Origin of the sequence: Pseudoalteromonas sp. S2721 (genome assembly GCF_005887425.1) — a bacterium.
GTDB lineage: Bacteria > Pseudomonadota > Gammaproteobacteria > Enterobacterales > Alteromonadaceae > Pseudoalteromonas > Pseudoalteromonas simplex.
Genome location: NZ_PNCZ01000014.1, coordinates 160,475 through 177,942, shown reverse-complemented (window position 1 = coordinate 177,942; position 17,468 = coordinate 160,475). Strand labels below are relative to the sequence as shown.

The following is a 17,468-nucleotide window of genomic DNA, read 5'->3' as shown; positions in this document are numbered from 1 at the left end:
TCTTGCAAACTCACTGCCCAGTCATCTTGTTTGATGGTCAGTGCAATCTGTGCCATTTTTGTGTGCAGTTTATTCTTCGCTTTGATAAGCAAATAACCTTTAAGTTATGCCCCATGCAAAGCGATAAAGGTGAGCGTTTACTAAAGGCGCATCAAGTTGACGATCCACTCTCTTCAATGTTAGTGATTGATAATAACCAGTTATATAAACAAAGTGACGCTGTGTTATTTATCGCAGCTCAATTAGGTTTTCCATTCTCTTTGGCTAAGGTGCTCAAGCTGCTGCCAAAAGGCTTTCGCGATCGTATGTATGATTGGGTTGGCCGCCATCGTTATCATTTTTTTGGCAAACGGACACAGTGTAAGTTACTGACCGAAAGACAAAAGCAGCATTTTTTATAAACATTTAGAGTAAAGCTTGCTATTCTCGTTATTGGGAACAAGTAACAATAATAAGAATATGAACATTCTCTTTCTAACCCTAAGCTCGGTTTACATTGCTTTACTGCTCTTTATACCATCATTAACTCAGCCTATTATGGCGCTATTTAAAACATTACCAATCGGCCTGTTGATTGTGATGGTGTTAAAAGGGCGCAATCAGTTACAAAATCGCACTTTTATTACTTTATTAGTCGCTCTTAGTTTTTCAGCACTAGGTGATGTGCTGCTAGCCCTTGATACAGGGCAACTGTTTATAGGCGGTTTAGCGGCATTTTTTATAAGCCATACCTTTTATATCATTACCATGTTGCCAATTAAAAACTGGCGACTAGACGTTTTACTTCTTTATCTCTTTTTGGCCATCATCATTTTTTGCTTATTTTATCCAAACTTAAATGACATGCTCTTTCCTGTGCTTTTCTACATGCTGGTGCTTACTATAATGGCAAGCCTTACTTGGATGACGGATAAATCGAACGGCTTTTTAGTGTTAGGTGGGGCCGTGTTTGTTATATCAGACTCTATACTTGGCCTTAACCGTTTTTATTTAGAAATAGCGCATGCAGATATCGCAATAATGATAATGTATTACATTGCGCAATTTTTCTTAATTACTGGTTTTATAAATCATCATTCAAATAAATAACGGCAGGATTTAACTAGCTATATAGCAAGGTGCTTGATGACAAAATGAGCAAAATTCATCTTTTTGTATTATTGCTATTAGTGGGTTTTAGTAAGCTTCGCTTGTTAAATTGTTGTGTTTAAATGAAAAATTTGTTTGTGATTGTTGCATTATAGTTCTTTTGTATTAAACTTTCCCACCTAGAGCGCACTGACAAGATGTTAGCGTGCTTATGTTTTGGATATATAGCCCATTGTTATATTTCCTAGCATTTCTAGTTAATAAACCATGGAAAGGCTTATATCTCCAAAGTGTTCTTTTATTCGTAATAACGATTAAATTATTTAAGGATTAAATAATGAAACACCCTCGCAATTTTGCGCTTACCTTAATTGCTACTTCATTGTTAGCAGCATGTGGTAGCGATAATGACAGTAATGATGAAAAACAAAATATTGCACCTGTTATAAGCGCAGAGAATCAAGTTAGCTTCGATGAACTTACAACTTTAACTCTTGAACCTGAAGTAACGGACTCCGATGGCACTATCAGTAGTTATCAATGGGCACAACTCTCAGGCCCAGAAATAGATTTATCTAATACGACTGACGCTACTTTTTCAATTACCGCCCCCGAGGTTGATGAAGATACGACTGTTGAAATTGAATTAACAGCAACAGATAACCAAGGTGCTTCGGCTAAACATACAACAACATTGACTATTAAAAATGTATTAATTGCTCCTGTAATTGATGCTAAAGATCCCCAAGAAATTAATGAAAATACAGCGTCGACCTTAAATCTTGAGGCATCTGATCCAAATGGTGAAGTTATCTCTTATGCATGGTCGCAAGTAAGTGGCGTTGAGGTAGAAATAGCCGATAATTCAAACACTAACCTTGAGTTCACAGCCCCAGATGTAGACTTTGATGAAGAGCTTCAATTTGAGCTTCTTGTTACTGATAACGATGGTCAAACATTTACTCAAACGCTTGATGTAATTGTTGTCAATGTACCTACAGACGCGCTTGGTTCACCTAAAGGCTTAGAAACTATTGAGGTTAATGGAAGAAGCGTTGAAGCAGCTCAAAATGAAGTACTAGTGCATTTAAAAGAAGATATTACCCTTGAAGAGCAGCAGGCAGTACTCGATAAAATTGATTCATTGGGTGGTTCATTAAACAGCTACGACAAAAAATTAAAATTAATGCAAGTAAGGGTTAGAGATACAGCTGAAGAGTCTGTGTTGATTAATGATCTAGCAAACCTTGAAGGGGTACGTCACTCTGGATTAAATGAAATTGTAGCGCCAGATAGCCTACGAGAAAATCCGATCAAATTTAAAAAGCGAAAATCGAATAAATCGATGCAGCTGGCAATGGCTAAGAAGGTTGCAAGTGTTGAAGATGAATCGACTTACACAGGTGATTATTGGCACAGTATCATTTCTGCAGATAAAGCATGGCAAGCTATTGAAGAAGACAGTTTAGAATCAGTAAAAGTGGGAGTTGTAGATACAGGTATCTCAGATTCACAAACTAGTTTAGGTGAGTCACGACTATCTCGATTACAGATATTAGCAGACGGAGGTTATGTAACCACAGATACTGACGATACTGATTCAGAGCATGGCTTGTGGGTTACTAGCTTTGTTGCAGCGTACAATATGGCAGAAGGTAAAAGTTATTCGGGGGTTAACCCGTATGCAAATGTTATTCATGCCGATGTGTATTTTAGACGTTGTGATGGAATTTTAAATGCGGCTGATTGCCCATTTGGCATTGGCGAGAAAACATTTGTAACTGACTTAATTGCTGGTGCTAAAGCAACAATAGATAATGGCGCAAGTATTGTTAACTTATCTTGGGGTGATACAAGTAAGTGCTCAGATCCAACTGAAGTAAGGTTACAAAGCCGTCGTAGCTGGCGATTAAATCAAACCAACCTTGTTGAATATGCAAAATCAAAAGATGCGTTACTTGTGTATTCTGCAGGTAACAACTGCGAAAAAGCTGATCACCAACTATTACTATCTGAAGATGATATTGGCGCTGATGCGTGGAAAACAAACGCGCTAATTGTTGCTGCGACTGATAGTAGCAATATGGATGCTACTTTTTCACGTATGGGAGAAGTGGTAAATATAGCTGCGCCCGGTGTCGATTTAGGTTGGGGTAATGGCGAAGTTGGAAGCGGGACATCATATGCTGCGCCTTTAGTCACAGGTTCTGCTGGTTTGATCAAAGGTATCAACTCATCGTTAAAAGCCGCTGAAGTTCGTGATATTTTACTTTCAACTGCAAGTAATACAGTTGTTTTATCTGATGAGTCTAAAGATGTAGGCACTACATCACCTACAAAACTACTAAACCTTAATTCGGCAGTTAAAACAGCACAATTAACAGTGGACTCTGATCTTGAGGTTATGGCAGCTACTTCATTGAGCAAAGGCACTGAAATTAATAAAACCATTGAGTTTTCTTTACCAGAAACAACAGTAAATGCATTAGATATTATGTTTTTAATTGATGTTAGCGGTAGCTATGACGATGACATTAGTAATTTAAAGACACAAGCTGATGCAATCCTTGATAACTTAACTGGTCGGGGTATTAACGTAGCCTTTGGTGTATCGGCATTTTCTGATTTTCCAATTGATGGGTATGGTAGTGCAGGAAGTGGTGATGAAGCGTTTTATTTACTTCAAGAAGTTACCACTAATGTTGATGATGTGAAGTCAGGTATTACTAGTTTAGAGACCTTTTATGGCGGTGATTATCAAGAGTCACAACTTGAAGGCCTTTATCAAGTAGCAACAGGTGCAGGACGCGATATCAACGACGACGGTCAATACACAGACGCGGGTGAAATATCGCCTTCTAGTATAGGTTGGCGTGAAGGGGCATTAAAGGTTGTGCTACTTGCGACCGATGCCGCTTTCCATGATTCTGATCTCGAAACTGACTATCCAGGTGCAGGTTTCACACAAGTTATTAGTGAGCTGCAAGATAACGGCATCACGGTGTTTGGACTTCAAAGTGGTAGTAACAGTGATACAACAGAAGATATCAACCGTGTTGTAAGCGCAACGGGCGGTGTATCATTTATGCTATCAACAGACAGTAATGAAATCGCAGATAGAATCTCTGAAGCATTAGATGAAGCGCTGAAAGAGATTGATATTTCGATTGAACATATCTCTGGAGAAGAGTGGGTAGCTAATATCACACCAGAAGTCATCCAGGCGGCTAAACCAGGTGACACAGTAACTTTTGATGTAACATTGCAAGGCGTTAAAAGTGCATCAATAGAACCACTAAACTATGAAGTTATTTTATGGGTTAGAGGTGATGAAAGTGCTGTTCTAAGAAGGGTTGTTCTACCAATTACAGTTCCTGTAGCAGAGTAAAGTAATAGCGGGTATTTTTAATAAATACCCGCTTTTTAGGGGCAATAATGTTTAAGCGTATTTTTATTTTCAACATCCTTTTGTTTACGAGCTTTATAAGTGCTTGTAAGCAAGATCGAAATCAGTGCGTTTACGAAGGTTTAAAGTATGAATGTGGTGTACTCGTTTTGTCTGTAGCAAAAGAATATGTTGAGTCTGCTGAGTTAGCTGATTTTTCAAAAGTGAATAGTGGCTATTTAAGAGCTGTAGACCCAGAGCTCGGGCGTGTAATCATTGAGTTCGATAAAAACATAGAGCCAAGCTTATTAAAGTCCCACATTCAAACACTTAACAGTCTCAAAGGAGTGAAAAGAGTTCATTATTTACCTGTAAGCCAGCCTGATTAACTAGATAACATATCAGTGATTATGCGTTTTTATGTTATTATACGCGCGTTTTAATTTACGAGATTTTCCATGGCAAATACAGCGCACGCACTGCACATCCTTGTTAAGCATAAAGAACAAGCTGAAGACATCATCAAGCAACTTAAAAAAGGTGCGAAGTTTCAGACGTTAGCTAAAAAATATTCAACCTGTCCGTCGGGTAAAAAAGGCGGCGATTTGGGTGAATTCAGACGCGGTCAAATGGTGCCACAGTTTGACAAAGTAGCTTTCAGCGGCGAAATCTTAGAGCCACATTTAGTGAAAACGCGCTTTGGTTGGCATGTTATTAAAGTGCTATATAGAACTTAAAAATTAAAGCCTGCCTAAATAGTGTAAGACATGTTGTTAGTCTTATACTTTTCATCTCAGTGAGTTAAAGCGCTAGGTTTAACTCACTTTGCCCAAAATCAGACCGTTATAGTTTGTAATTCAAAGGGCTATTTTAAGTCTTTAGTTTAATTAACTTGTTATATTTCTTTAAATTCAGGTTTTATTAAACCAAAACACTTTAAATCATGGAATTCGTTTTTCCAGAAACCACTTGAACGCCTAATTCCTTCCTCTTTGAAACCTAGCTTTTTTAACACTGACTCAGAAGCAGCATTTCCAATCATAATATCACCTTGGATCCGGTAGAGTTCGCCTAAAGGTTGGTCATTAGAGAATGCAAATTGGATAATCGTGTTAATAGCTTCGGAAGCATAGCCAAGCCCCCAATACTTTGAGGCTAACTCATAGCCAATACCTGCATTTTTCATCTTCAAGTTTATTGAGTTAAATCCACACGTACCAATTAGTTTTCCCGAACTCTTAACTCGAATAGCCCAACGAACACCTACTTTGTCAGCAAAGCGTTGATTAAAAAAATCAATTAACTCCAATGATTGTTTTTCTGAATTAAAAACATCGATATCGTAATATCTAACAACGTTTTCATCAGTGAAAATATCAAGTAAAGCCTGTCCGTCACTTTTTGATAACTTATTAAGAATTAAACGAGATGTTTCTAGCTCTGGAAATTGCACTTAGTCTTCCTTGAAATAAAACGCCGTTTTAAGCGGCATAAATGCTTGGCTAAAATTAGCGACGAAGGAGCGCAAGCCAAGCGTTTTGCGTCCATTTAATTGACTTGTTATATGCCGATTACCAATTAACCTGCTTAGTTTTTTTATAACCTAGCCACATAGTAATTGCTAGCGTTAAACATCCCAGTAAAATGAAAACAGTGGTTGCATTTTGGGACTCTTGCACAATACTAAGTTTTGCATTTAACCACGCAGGGAAGAATATACTAAACGGGATGTAGGTAACGATAAACAACAGAAACAAAATATATTGGCTGCATAAGTTTAGCAAATTACGTCGATTAACCCGTTTAAGATTATCTGCTACATGTTTATGGAGTTTTACGGTAGCCAAGCAGATCCCTATATAGACTACAAATGAAACAACAAAAATAGCAATATTCATATAACTCTCTTAGGCATATAACGCCTTAATAAACGGCGGAAGATAGCAGGCTAAACTAAGCGAAGAATGAGCGCAAGCCTGCTGTTTTACGTCCACTGTTTAATTAATTTGTTAGGTTTATTTTTGCATACTAATTTTTTATAACATACCAATTATCAAACAAGTGCTCTAAACATTGTACTTTTGGTAAACACACATCTTTGGGGTTAATATTCTTACCTAAAGCGTAAGCACCTTCACCAATTCCGTACTCACTTTTAAAGGAAAAAGCTTTTCTTAATATCCAAGCCTCACCCTCTTTTTGAAGCCAAAGTGAATTAAAGCCATTTTCTTTATATGGAACTACAATTCTGCTTAAATCTGGGTTGGAGACTTTTTTATATTTGGCACCTGCAGCAACCCAAGCTAGTGAAACTTCGGTTTCTGCAGAGGTTTGTACCCACTGTATTGAAACATAACCTTCTTGCTCGGTTGCCCTTATAGCTTTTACAAAACTTTTTGAATTCAAAAACACATAAACTACATGCTGCAATTTGCTTTCAGGCCAGTATGGGACTGTTTTCAGTATTACAAAGCAAATTATTAAAGAGAAACTTAAATATAAAATCGGCTTATTCATAAACCTAACGCCTTACGTCCTTTTGAGTAACTTGTTATATGCCTAAGCTTCGCCATTTACAGCTACAAGTAGGAATTTTTTTAACTTGTAGTCATATTGAACTTCAAAGAAGCAACTATCACCGTCAAGAGGTAAGAACATATAATCACTATTTATATTTGATTCGGTTATATCACAGTATGCGTGTACCAAAAGAACAGAACCTTTAACTTGGTACTTGAATGAATATCTGCTTTTATCTTCAAACTTTGCATCGGTTTTATTTATTACATAATTCCACATTTTTTCTTCAAATGTAGGTTTATGAAATTTTAACTTCTGAGACCCAACTACCTCATACCACGAACCAGCGAACGCACTCAAAGGGGAGAACAAGCTAAACACGACCAGCGGTGTAATGATATTTTTCATAGGCATATAACGCCTTACTAATGGGCGCATAAATGCTTGGCTAAAATTAGCGACGAAGGAGCGCAAGCCAAGTGTTTTGCGTCCCACACATAATTGCCTTGTTATAAGCCACCGATAACTAAATGATAGATATTTGTGACTAAGGGACTAAACCAATCAAGCCCTTTAAAACTAACTATTATCCAATAAGTTAATAGTAAAGTAACTAAAAGATACATGATTGCATAAAGTTGAGCTACTTTAAAATTACCGCCTGTTTTGAAGCCATCCTTGGGTACAAATGTAGCCGCGAATGAATATAAAAAACCGCCAGTGCACCAGAAAATAAAAAATACTATATCCAACGAAAGCTGATAGTTAATGGAATATGCCAAATAAATATACGTGTATGAAAGAAACGCTCGATATAATGCATATAAATATTGGTCAGAATACTCCCCCTAAATCAATAGCATCCAAGAAATAACCACTTTCGCGTTTTTCAGGAAATAAGTAGCTTAAAAGAATAGCTAATAATATGAGTATTGGGCTGAATAATTGGGAATCAATTAACCCAATAACGAGGAAATACGCTAATAAAAGCCAAAAGTTAAAATATCGTTTCTCTAGTTTTAAAATACTCACAGGGTTCCAAAGTGACGGTGGCTATTGTGGCTTATAACGTCGCCAGCAGGGGCCGAAAAACCAGAGCGAAAGCGGCGGTTTTTTGGTCCCTCTGGCTGGCCTTGTTATAAATCACCTTGTGCCTCTATACACGACTTCTCCTTCATTTATCCCAAGATCGTTACGCATGGCATTTAGCATAGAGTCAGCTTTTTCTCTCATCTGCTCCCATGTCGCTTGCTTGCCCTCGTAAAGTAATGGAATAAAGAAATCGATCATCTCATTGTATTTATCCAGCACTTCTTGGCAGGAAACTAACGATATGTAGCCATAAGCTTTATTTCGATTTAGGGCGAAGGAATGCTCAACGTCTGCACTAATAGACTCTTGCGTTGATGTGGCAACTGCCTCTAGTTCTCTAAGAATTTCTGAAACTATATGAATCACATCCTTGTAGATAGCCAATTTATCAAAGTGACGATTCAACTCTTTTTGCTTCAAGGTATCTATTTGAGCTTTCAAGTCCTCTAGGGCTGCCTCATTCTTAGCCTTTAGTTTTTGGAGGCTCTCCTCATGCGTGGCTCTTTCATTTTGCAGCATGCGCTTTGCCCATAAGCTTCCAAGCCAATGGGAGAATGCGGCAAGCAACAATGCACCACCACCCAGTGATGCGATTATTGCAGCTGCTATTTTAAAGATTTCTTCGATGCTCATAGTGATTTATAACGCTTGCCTAACCGGCGAAAAATAGCAGGCTAAAATTAGCGACGAAGGAGCGCAAGCCTGCTGTTTTGCGTCCTTTGTGGTTAAAGCGTTTGTTAGTTTACAATTACACCAGCACTATTGAAAAGGTACTTAGCCACATTAGCTGGATACCATAAGAAATACGTTGATGTATGCCTGGGTTGCTTTGTGTTTTGACGGCTTTAGCCATAGTAAAGAGATAATAAATAGCAGCGACAACAGATATAACTGAAAATACACGAAAATATAGAGGGATAATATCAGTTGTTGGGCTTATAGCTATTAATATTGGTGCCGCAACGAGAGAAAGCAACATGATAAAACCAGCCCAAGAATGTACTTTACAATTAAAAGTAGGATTTTTAGTAAATGGATCGGCGTCCATTGGGAAGTAACCTGCGACCCATGTACCAACACCATGAGCTATAACTAACCAACCCGAAACATTCACTAAAGTTGAAACATTTGATAGTTGAGCCAGGTACCAGCCGAAAAAGCAAAATAGAAAACCAAGAGGATAATTATTAATTAAAGGAGATAGTTTTTCAGTTGGGCTACCAGTCGCACCTAACTCACTACAAAATTGCTTAGAATGGCTGTAACCATCATAAAACCTACTTGCTACATAAACGCCAATGAAAATCCAGATTGTTGCAATTAATCCTGAATAAACCGCAATACTCTCAAACACCACCAAACTCCTTTTGTAAACTAACGCCGCAAATAAACGGCTAAAAATAGTTGGCTATAATTTGTGAGGCACGAACAAAGCCAACTGTTTTTTGTCCGCACTTTTAATTTGCTTTGTTATATGCCGCTATCTCGAGTAAAGGTGAGCTAGTGGTGTAACAAGCAAAATAGTTAAAAGTATTAGCCCAGACCACACTATGTAGCCCGTAACTTTGGATAGTGATAAAACAACCTTATCACCAGATTTGGTGAACAGAACTCTTGAAACAGCTATTAAACCAAATGAGACAAGGTAAGTAGTAAGTGTCACTGAGACACCAAGCGAAATCCCTTCTCCATTGCTCCCATAAAACTTATAGAGCATCCATAATGCACCTAAAAAGCGCTCACCTACACCATATAGCATGATAAAACTTATAAGAAGAAACACCAAAGCTGTAGAACGGCTCAAAAATATCATAGGCATATAACATGTTTATAGCGAGCTAATCGCGCGTTTTTCTACCACAGCGTAGCTCGTTTTTCTTATTAGATTATTTCTAACAAACTTGTTAACTAATTACCAGTGTTATTAAAATTTAGGAGTTCTCGCTTTTACCTCAGGATAAAAACGAGCGATTGGGTCGTTTTCTTGACTATACGAGCAACTGAGCTAAAACTGTATATATATACAGCTTCTTTTCAAAGGAATGAAAATGAAAACTCGCTCTCCTTATTTAAACTACATTGCAGACTATATGCTCACTCGTCAGTATTCATTAAGAACAATTAATGCTTATTTAGGTTGGATCGCAAAATTTATTCACTTTCACAACAAACGTCACCCAAGCTCAATGGGAGATGCAGAAGTCAAAGCGTTTTTAGACCATATTGTATTAAAACGTAATATGTCACCTAGAACACAAAGTGCAGCTTTAAATGCGCTCGTTTTTTTATATAAACATATTGTCAAAAATGAGCTTTCTTTAAACTTGAATTTTGCACGAAGTAATCGACAACCTAAGCTGCCTGTAGTGATGACGCCTGATGAAGTAAAGCAATTGATGAGTCATCTTTCCAAGCGATATTACTTAATCACGGGGTTAATGTATGGAAGTGGTTTGCGTGTGATGGAAGCGGTGCAATTGCGAGTAAAGGACATTGATTTTGATTACAAAGGTTATTACGCCTCATACCTTGCGCCATTCATTTGCAACGCACCTATTGCAAAGTGGCGCCGATATTCGCACCGTTCAAGCACAATTGGGCCATTCTGATGTCAAAACCACACAGATTTACACCCATGTTTTACAACAAGGAGCAAACGGTGTTGTAAGCCCATTAAGCAAAATTTTCTAGCTATTATTAAAGATGCGTTAACTTATCATTCAATGTATAGGGCTTGGACCGTTTCTTGATTGCTCAAAGCAGCAGTTAGAGCATTTAACCTAACTTATTTTGGGGCATAATCAAGGTATGGCTTATTTTCTGATTTTGGCACAAAACTGTCCTTCAGCACCAACCCATTTATATCCAAAAATGGTTTTCTACGAATAAGTTTATACGCGACAAAAGTGCCCAGAGTGATTTTTAAACGTATATGTTGTGCACATTGTGACTGTGCGCTATTATTTCTATACTGATGCACAATAGGACAGTGCAAGGATATGGCTGTAGATTTTAAGGATGAGTGGCTCTAAGCATTCTATGAAGAGGATAAGCGTCATCGATTAATCCCTAAGGTTATCGAGAATGCTTTATATCGTAAGCTAGAAATATTAGATGCAGTAAAGGCTGAATCTGACTTAAGAGTACCACCAGATAACCGGTTTAAACATCTTGAAGGTAACTTGAAAGATTGGTGTTCAATACGTGAACAAACAGTATCGATTGATTTTTAAGTGGGTTGATGGTGTAGCAGAAAACACTTATTTAGACCCTAATAAGTATTGAGGTAAGGTTTATGCGTATTACAAAGCGTCGTCCAGTGAGTGTAGGTGAAATGCTGAAGCTAGAGTTTTTAGAGCCTATGGGCATTACATCAAAAATTTTAGCTGAAGCAATGGGTGTGCATAGAAATACAGTTAGTAACTTGATTAATGGCGGTAGCTTAACGGCGCCACTTGCAATTAAGCTAGCTGCTGCGTTAGGGAATACCCCAGAGTTTTGGCTTAATATCCAACACTCCGTAGATTTATGGGATACGAGAAACCGCTATCAAGAAGAGGCTAAATCTGTAAAACCCTTACTTTCTGCTAAAGAAACTTCACTACGTACATCACAAACTATTTAAAGAACTCATAACGTATATTGTTAATCCACAATCTTGATCATTACGGCAAATTCATTTGCTAGTGAAGCTGAGAAAGACGAGTTAAAAGCTTTCGTACAGAAGTTTTTATAATTAGCTTTTCATCTGACAATTATTTGTGGCAAGTAATGCTCAGAGCCACGCTAACACATAGGTGTTAGCGTGCATCATTTAGGAGCCAATTAGCTCACTCAACTAACTTAATTAAGTGTGGGCTGTACATCTAAGCCATAGCCAAACATTACAGCTAAAACTAATACAACCGATGCTGCGACCATTAGTTTAATTAGTAGTGGTAAACAGAATCTAAACCAATGGCCGTAAGGCACACCTGCCATGCCTAAAATACCCATAAGCACGGCATTAGTCGGTATGATCATATTTGAAAAGCCATCACCAAATTGGTAAGCAAGCACAGCAACTTGTCTTGGTACACCCACTAAATCACCGAGTGGCGCCATCAGTGGCATGGTGACATAAGCTTGCCCTGAACCAGAAGGAATAAAGGTATTAAGCAGGGTTTGAATAACCAGCATGCCAATTGCTGATATTTCTGCTGATACATAAGAAAGCGGTAACGACATGCCATGTACAAGGCTATGCAGGATTTGGCCGTCTTCTAAAATAAGTGCAATACCACGTGCAACACCAATTAACACTGCGGTGGTAACAAGATCAGACACGCCTTCTATAAATTTGTTTGCTGCTTCATCAGCAGATAGTTTGCCTAAAATGGCGACAACTACACCCCACGCAATAAAAACACCACCTAGCTCGTATAAGTACCAGCCCTTCGTTGCGATGCCCCATACTGCAATTGCAAGGGTAATAATAAAGCTGCCTAAAATAAGCTTATGTCGCAGGGCAAGAGCTGGGTAACTTGTTGCTGTTTGATTTTCCAGTGGGCAAGGCACGCCAATCATCATTGATTTAGACGGATCGTTCGCTACCTTTTTGGTGTATTGCCAAACATGATGAAAACCAATAAGTACAAATGGAATAAATATCGCTAAACGTAACTCTAAGCCAGAGTAAACAGGAATACCTGCAATTTGTTGTGCGATTAATACCGTAAATGGGTTAAATGCCGAAACACCATAACCAATACCATAACCTGCGACTATCATACCTACGGCGGTCATTGCATCTAGGCGCATTGCTTTACAAAGCGCGACGAGAATAATAACAAAAGGAATATATTCGCCGGCGGTACCAATACTGCTTGATGCTAAGGCAAAGCAAAACACCACCATAAAGATTAATCGTTGCGGTTTTTTACCGTGTCGCTCTAAAAGCCTACCAATGAGCGCATCAACAGTGCCTGTGGCACGTGCAACAGCTAATACACCGCCAACAATTAACACAAAGAAAATAACATCTTGAGCAGCAGCAAAAGCGCGAGGTATGGCTTGTAATAAATCCCATGGAGTTAAGTAATGGCGCTCAGCAACTGTTTGATAGGTGCCCGCAACAACCATTTCTCGGCCTGATTCACTTAATGTAGTAGTGAAAAAACCTTGTGGTACTAACCAAGTAGCAATAAGCGCAACAACCATCATGCCCAGCAGCAGTATCAGGGTATGTGGAACTTTAAAACGTAAACCCATTTATTCTCCATAATTATGTTAGGTTAAATTCTTGAAATCATAACATGATAAAAGCGGATAGGTTGTCTCTAAAATGTCCACACTGTTAATGATTGTAATAATTCAGATACAAAAAAGGCCAGAAAACTGGCCTTATAAAGTTTATTTGAATTTTATTTAGCTAACCCAAATGGGTCATCGATGCTATGAGCTGGCTCGGTAAACCAACGCGGACCTTCGTCTGTCATATAAAAGTGATCTTCTAAGCGAATACCAAACTCATCAGGTACGACAATCATAGGTTCATTGCTAAAACACATACCTGTTGCGAGTGGAGTAGGGTTACCACCCACAAGGTATGGCCATTCATGAATATCTAAACCAATGCCATGGCCGGTTCTATGTGGGCAGCCTGGTGTTTGATACTCTGGTCCCATGCCATTTTCGGCAAGGTACTGTCTTGCAGCATCGTCTACTTTGCCACATGCCACACCATTTTTTGCGGCAGCAAAAGCAGCAAGTTGGGCATTTTTCTCGTGTTGCCAAAACATACGTTGACGTTCGGTTGCTTCACCAAATACATAAGTACGGGTAATGTCAGAGAGGTAATCATGCACTTTACAGCCAGTATCAATCAGTACCACGTCACCTTTTTTAAGGGTTTGCGGGTTTTTAACACCATGCGGAAAAGACGACGCAACACCAAATAACACAATACAAAAATAGTTACCCGGTGCGCCGACTTTCTGGTGCGCTTTTTTAATAAAGGCTTCAACCTCAGTTGTGGTGATGCCTTCATAAAGCATACTTGCCGTTGCTTTGTGTACTTCTAAAGTCATGTCCATTGCACGTTGCATTAAGGCAAGTTCATTGGCTGATTTATGCATACGGCAGTGAGCTGTAACGCACTGTGCGTTAACAATCTTGTAATTGCTATTAGCTTTATTAATGCCGTCGTAGATGAAAAACTGTGCGCTTTCATCAATACCAAGGGTGCCTGTTTTGCTAATGCCCATTTCTGACAGTACTTCAACACACAATTGGTATGGGTTTTCGTGTTCTTGCCAACCACGAATTGGGCCGTCAATCACCATAAAATCGTTTAAGCTGCCGATTTCAAAAAACGGCGCTATGTATTGCACATCACCTTTAGCAGGTAAAATAGCGCCAACTAAACGCTCACTTGCGTACCAACGCATTCCTGTAAAATAGGCTAGGTTAGTGCCTGCATTTAAATAAATTGCATCAATATTGTTTGCTTGCATATACGCTTGTGCTTTTGCGATACGCGCATGAAATTCGTCATTTTGAATAGGGGTTAAATCTGTTGTCATATCTGACAAAGAGTCAAGCGCCTGCTCTGGTGTTTGTGTGCCAATACCATATGTTGTCATTGTGTACTCCTTGGTTTTTTCTGCATTGTGGCTTGAGTAAACAGCTGATGCAAACTCACTGCGACTAATCGCATAATATTCGTATTTGTGGCTACAACTGTTAGCATGCGCAAAAAATAAGGAGCGACAATGCAAGTTAATTACTTAAAAAGACAAGCTGAATTTAAAGCCTTGCCAGAACAACAAGGTTACAGCGCCATGTTAGTACTTGGTCATGAAAATATTCGTTACTTAAGTGGTTTTAGCGGTAATGCTGCTTATGCATTAATTACTCAAAATGCGTGTGTGTTGATCACTGATTACCGATACCACCAACGTGCAATTGCTGAAACAACAGGGTTTGAAGTTGTTTGTCGAGACAGAGACAACGAAACCCTTGGCCATTGTATAAATAGACACCTTAACCCAAACAGCCATGTCGCATTTGATGCAAGTTATGTCACGGTAGCAATTTGGCAAGGTGTGGCAGATGAGCTAAACGGCCACACATTAACAGCGGTAAACGGTTTAATTGAAAAACTTAGGCGCGTTAAAGATAGCTGGGAAGTTGCACAAATTAAAGCTGCTGCGGCCATCGCTGATGAAGCATTAGCACAAACGCTACCTTATTTTAAACCGGGTGTGACTGAGCGTGACCTTGCCTTAGAGCTTGAATTTAGAATGCAAAAGCTAGGTTCAGAAGGTATGTCGTTTGCCACTATCATGTTGTTTGCAGAGCGCTCAGCCTTGCCGCATGGTAACCCGTCAGATCAGGTTTTAAAGCAAGGTGACTTTGTAACCCTTGATTTTGGTGCGGTTGTAAATGGCTATCGCTCTGATATGACCCGCAGTTACATCATTGGCGAAGCGTCAGAAAAACAAACCCGTATTTATAATACTGTTCTTGATGCACAAAATGCGGCACTTGAAATGGTTAAACCGGGTATTAACTGTTTAGATTTAAATGCTATATCAAACAAGGTGATTACTGAGGCGGGCTTTGGCGAATACGCCGGTAAAGGGCTTGGCCATGGTTTAGGGCTGTTTTTACATGAAGTGCCATTCATCAACACTCTGACAGACTACAACCTTGAAGTTGGTAATGTGATCACCATTGAGCCTGGCATTTATATACCAGGCTATGGTGGTGTACGCCTTGAAGATGACATAGTTGTCACCGAATCTGGTTTTGAGGTGTTAACCCATGCGCCTAAGCCATTTATAATCTAGTGCTAAATTAAAGGTTACTTTTTAGCATACGCTAAGCGGGCTAAACGTTCAGTTACATGGTAACTATCAAGCCCGCTTACTGCGACTGTATCAATGGCTTCAATATCAACAAAGCCATCTTCTTGCAAACACGCATCATCTAAGTAAATGTCGCTTATTTCACCTATGATCAGCTCAGTGCCATTAATAGCAAGGTGGTGGTGTTCTCTCAGCTCAAGCGCATATTTAAGCTTACTTTCTTTTACAAAAGGCGCTGTAAAGTCATTTAGGTATTCAGTACTGAGCCCTGTTGCATCAAATTCAGACTCGTCTTTATCGTAGCGTGCCGATGTTTGATGTGCTTTGTTATAAATGTCTTTGTTTACGTGGTTAATCGTGTACTGTTTAGTGGCTAATAAGTTCTCTAGGGTATGGCGAGGCACTGAATGAGGGCGAATTATCATACCCACTAAAGGGGGATGTGCCCCAAGATGAAATACTGAACTGACAATCGCCAAATTGGTTTGGCCGTTGCTATCTTGAGTGCCGATTAAGTTGGCACTTTTAAACCCCGACAAACTATTAATTAAATGAGCGCGGTAGCGGTTTTCTAAATCAGCAATGACTTGTTTTGTAAAATGCATAAATTTCCTGTTACCAGTCTATGGGTTTTCCTTGCCAGTCAAAATAGGCAGGGTTTTGTGATTGTTGTAAATAGTCAGCATCACTTATCAATGAATACAGCTGCTCGGCTACAAACTCAGGGGGAAATAACTTTCCTTTGGGTACATTTGCCTGAAAGGGTTTTGATAAAGGCGTATCAGTGGTACCTGGGTGAAATAACACGCAGTAGCACTTTTTATTGCGTCTGCTAAGTTCAATCGCTGCAGATTTAAATAACATATTTAATGCCGCCTTCGATGCCCGATAGCTATACCAACCGCCTAACTTGTTATCACTGATGCTACCAACACGTGCACTAAGGGCACACACCACAGTTGAAACTTGTGGCTTTAAAAGCGATGAGAATAAAGTCACACAGCGAATTGGTAGTAGAGCATTCGTCATCATGCTATTTATAAAGTGCTGCTCAGATATTTGTTCAAGTTTACGTTCAGGCGCATTATCTGGATCATGTAATAGGCCGTTAAATATCATCAACTGGGCTAAATCATAGTGGCCATCGGCAAGTTCTTTAGCAATGCCACTTAAGCTTTGCTCTGAATAATCAGTAATAAAATGCTGGTGACTTATCTCATTGCTTGATGACTCATTGAAACTTGCCTTAAATTCATCTCGACTGATGGTGACGATATGACCCGTGTTGATTTGTTTATGAAGAGTAGTGAAATAGGCATTTGCAATTTCACTGCGTGCACCACACAAAATATAGAGTTGCATTTTTGACCTGTTATAAAAATATTTGAAAAAAATTTCGCTCAAACTATCACCAACTAATAAAATGAAAGTAGCTCTGTTTGTCTTGAGCTAACCCTACAAACATATAAAAAAAGGCGGGTAAAGATTTGACCATGCAAACATTAAGGATGCCTTAATTTACGGGGATTTTA

18 protein-coding genes and 1 pseudogene are annotated in these 17,468 nt (G+C 38.9%); 10 read left to right on the top strand and 9 right to left on the bottom strand.

The features are described 5' to 3' along the window. Nucleotides 1–2 precede the first annotated feature (2 nt). From CWC02_RS07385 to ppiC, 5 genes are all read left to right on the top strand, one after another. Nucleotides 3–401 (top strand): thiol-disulfide oxidoreductase DCC family protein, encoded by a 399-nt coding sequence (locus CWC02_RS07385; RefSeq protein ID WP_349304108.1) that lies wholly within the window; start codon nt 3–5, stop codon nt 399–401. Between the two features lie 58 nt (nt 402–459). Next, nucleotides 460–1,089 carry a lysoplasmalogenase gene (locus CWC02_RS07380; protein WP_138617372.1) on the top strand — a complete coding sequence of 210 codons (630 nt, stop codon included), beginning with the start codon at nt 460–462 and terminating at the stop codon, nt 1,087–1,089. Nucleotides 1,090–1,426: 337 nt separating this feature from the next. After that, nucleotides 1,427–4,477 (top strand): S8 family serine peptidase, encoded by a 3,051-nt coding sequence (locus tag CWC02_RS07375; protein ID WP_138617370.1) that lies wholly within the window; start codon nt 1,427–1,429, stop codon nt 4,475–4,477. A gap of 47 nt (nt 4,478–4,524) precedes the next feature. Next, nucleotides 4,525–4,863 (top strand): hypothetical protein, encoded by a 339-nt coding sequence (locus CWC02_RS07370; protein WP_138617368.1) that lies wholly within the window; start codon nt 4,525–4,527, stop codon nt 4,861–4,863. A 69-nt stretch (nt 4,864–4,932) separates the two neighbouring features. Next, nucleotides 4,933–5,211 carry a peptidylprolyl isomerase PpiC gene (gene ppiC / locus CWC02_RS07365; protein WP_054552145.1) on the top strand — a complete coding sequence of 93 codons (279 nt, stop codon included), beginning with the start codon at nt 4,933–4,935 and terminating at the stop codon, nt 5,209–5,211. A gap of 158 nt (nt 5,212–5,369) precedes the next feature. Here the strand turns inward: ppiC and CWC02_RS07360 are convergent, their stop codons facing one another. From CWC02_RS07360 to CWC02_RS07335, 5 genes are all read right to left on the bottom strand, one after another. After that, a complete protein-coding gene (locus CWC02_RS07360) occupies nt 5,370–5,927 on the bottom strand; it encodes a GNAT family N-acetyltransferase (RefSeq protein ID WP_054552146.1) in 558 nt (185 codons plus the stop codon). A gap of 575 nt (nt 5,928–6,502) precedes the next feature. Beyond that, nucleotides 6,503–6,991 (bottom strand): hypothetical protein, encoded by a 489-nt coding sequence (locus CWC02_RS07350; protein ID WP_138617367.1) that lies wholly within the window; start codon nt 6,989–6,991, stop codon nt 6,503–6,505. A gap of 42 nt (nt 6,992–7,033) precedes the next feature. Then, nucleotides 7,034–7,489: a hypothetical protein gene (locus CWC02_RS07345; protein WP_138617365.1), complete on the bottom strand. Its 456-nt coding sequence runs from the start codon at nt 7,487–7,489 to the stop codon at nt 7,034–7,036. Between the two features lie 648 nt (nt 7,490–8,137). Next, complete coding sequence (locus tag CWC02_RS07340; protein WP_138617363.1) at nt 8,138–8,719, bottom strand: hypothetical protein; 582 nt, start codon at nt 8,717–8,719, stop codon at nt 8,138–8,140. Nucleotides 8,720–8,834: 115 nt separating this feature from the next. Then, nucleotides 8,835–9,440: a DUF998 domain-containing protein gene (locus CWC02_RS07335; protein ID WP_138617360.1), complete on the bottom strand. Its 606-nt coding sequence runs from the start codon at nt 9,438–9,440 to the stop codon at nt 8,835–8,837. Between the two features lie 688 nt (nt 9,441–10,128). Between CWC02_RS07335 and CWC02_RS21070 the strand changes: the two genes are divergently transcribed. From CWC02_RS21070 to CWC02_RS07320, 4 genes and pseudogenes are all read left to right on the top strand, one after another. After that, on the top strand, nt 10,129–10,695 hold the full coding sequence (locus CWC02_RS21070; protein ID WP_502705402.1) for a phage integrase N-terminal SAM-like domain-containing protein: 567 nt from the start codon (nt 10,129–10,131) through the stop codon (nt 10,693–10,695). Beyond that, nucleotides 10,643–10,777, top strand: a complete 135-nt coding sequence (locus CWC02_RS21120; protein WP_502705399.1) for a tyrosine-type recombinase/integrase — start codon at nt 10,643–10,645, stop codon at nt 10,775–10,777. The genes CWC02_RS21070 and CWC02_RS21120 overlap by 53 nt, the downstream gene beginning before the upstream one ends. A gap of 356 nt (nt 10,778–11,133) precedes the next feature. Further along, nucleotides 11,134–11,371 (top strand): annotated as a pseudogene (locus CWC02_RS20945) (type II toxin-antitoxin system RelE/ParE family toxin); the annotation flags it as partial. A gap of 10 nt (nt 11,372–11,381) precedes the next feature. After that, on the top strand, nt 11,382–11,711 hold the full coding sequence (locus tag CWC02_RS07320) for a HigA family addiction module antitoxin (RefSeq protein ID WP_138617358.1): 330 nt from the start codon (nt 11,382–11,384) through the stop codon (nt 11,709–11,711). Between the two features lie 218 nt (nt 11,712–11,929). On the opposite strand, the gene CWC02_RS07315 is transcribed toward CWC02_RS07320, so the two are convergent. Next, complete coding sequence (locus CWC02_RS07315) at nt 11,930–13,336, bottom strand: YfcC family protein (RefSeq protein ID WP_138617356.1); 1,407 nt, start codon at nt 13,334–13,336, stop codon at nt 11,930–11,932. A gap of 152 nt (nt 13,337–13,488) precedes the next feature. After that, nucleotides 13,489–14,709, bottom strand: a complete 1,221-nt coding sequence (locus tag CWC02_RS07310; RefSeq protein ID WP_138617354.1) for a M24 family metallopeptidase — start codon at nt 14,707–14,709, stop codon at nt 13,489–13,491. Between the two features lie 129 nt (nt 14,710–14,838). On the opposite strand from CWC02_RS07310, the gene CWC02_RS07305 reads away from it, so the two are divergent. Continuing rightward, the gene (locus CWC02_RS07305) at nt 14,839–15,918 is read left to right on the top strand and encodes a M24 family metallopeptidase (protein ID WP_138617352.1); all 1,080 of its coding nucleotides are present in this window, start codon (nt 14,839–14,841) and stop codon (nt 15,916–15,918) included. 14 nt (nt 15,919–15,932) lie between these two features. Here the strand turns inward: CWC02_RS07305 and CWC02_RS07300 are convergent, their stop codons facing one another. Next, nucleotides 15,933–16,541: a flavin reductase family protein gene (locus tag CWC02_RS07300; protein ID WP_138617350.1), complete on the bottom strand. Its 609-nt coding sequence runs from the start codon at nt 16,539–16,541 to the stop codon at nt 15,933–15,935. A 10-nt stretch (nt 16,542–16,551) separates the two neighbouring features. Further along, on the bottom strand, nt 16,552–17,298 hold the full coding sequence (locus CWC02_RS07295) for an SDR family NAD(P)-dependent oxidoreductase (RefSeq protein ID WP_138617348.1): 747 nt from the start codon (nt 17,296–17,298) through the stop codon (nt 16,552–16,554). Nucleotides 17,299–17,468 lie beyond the last annotated feature (170 nt).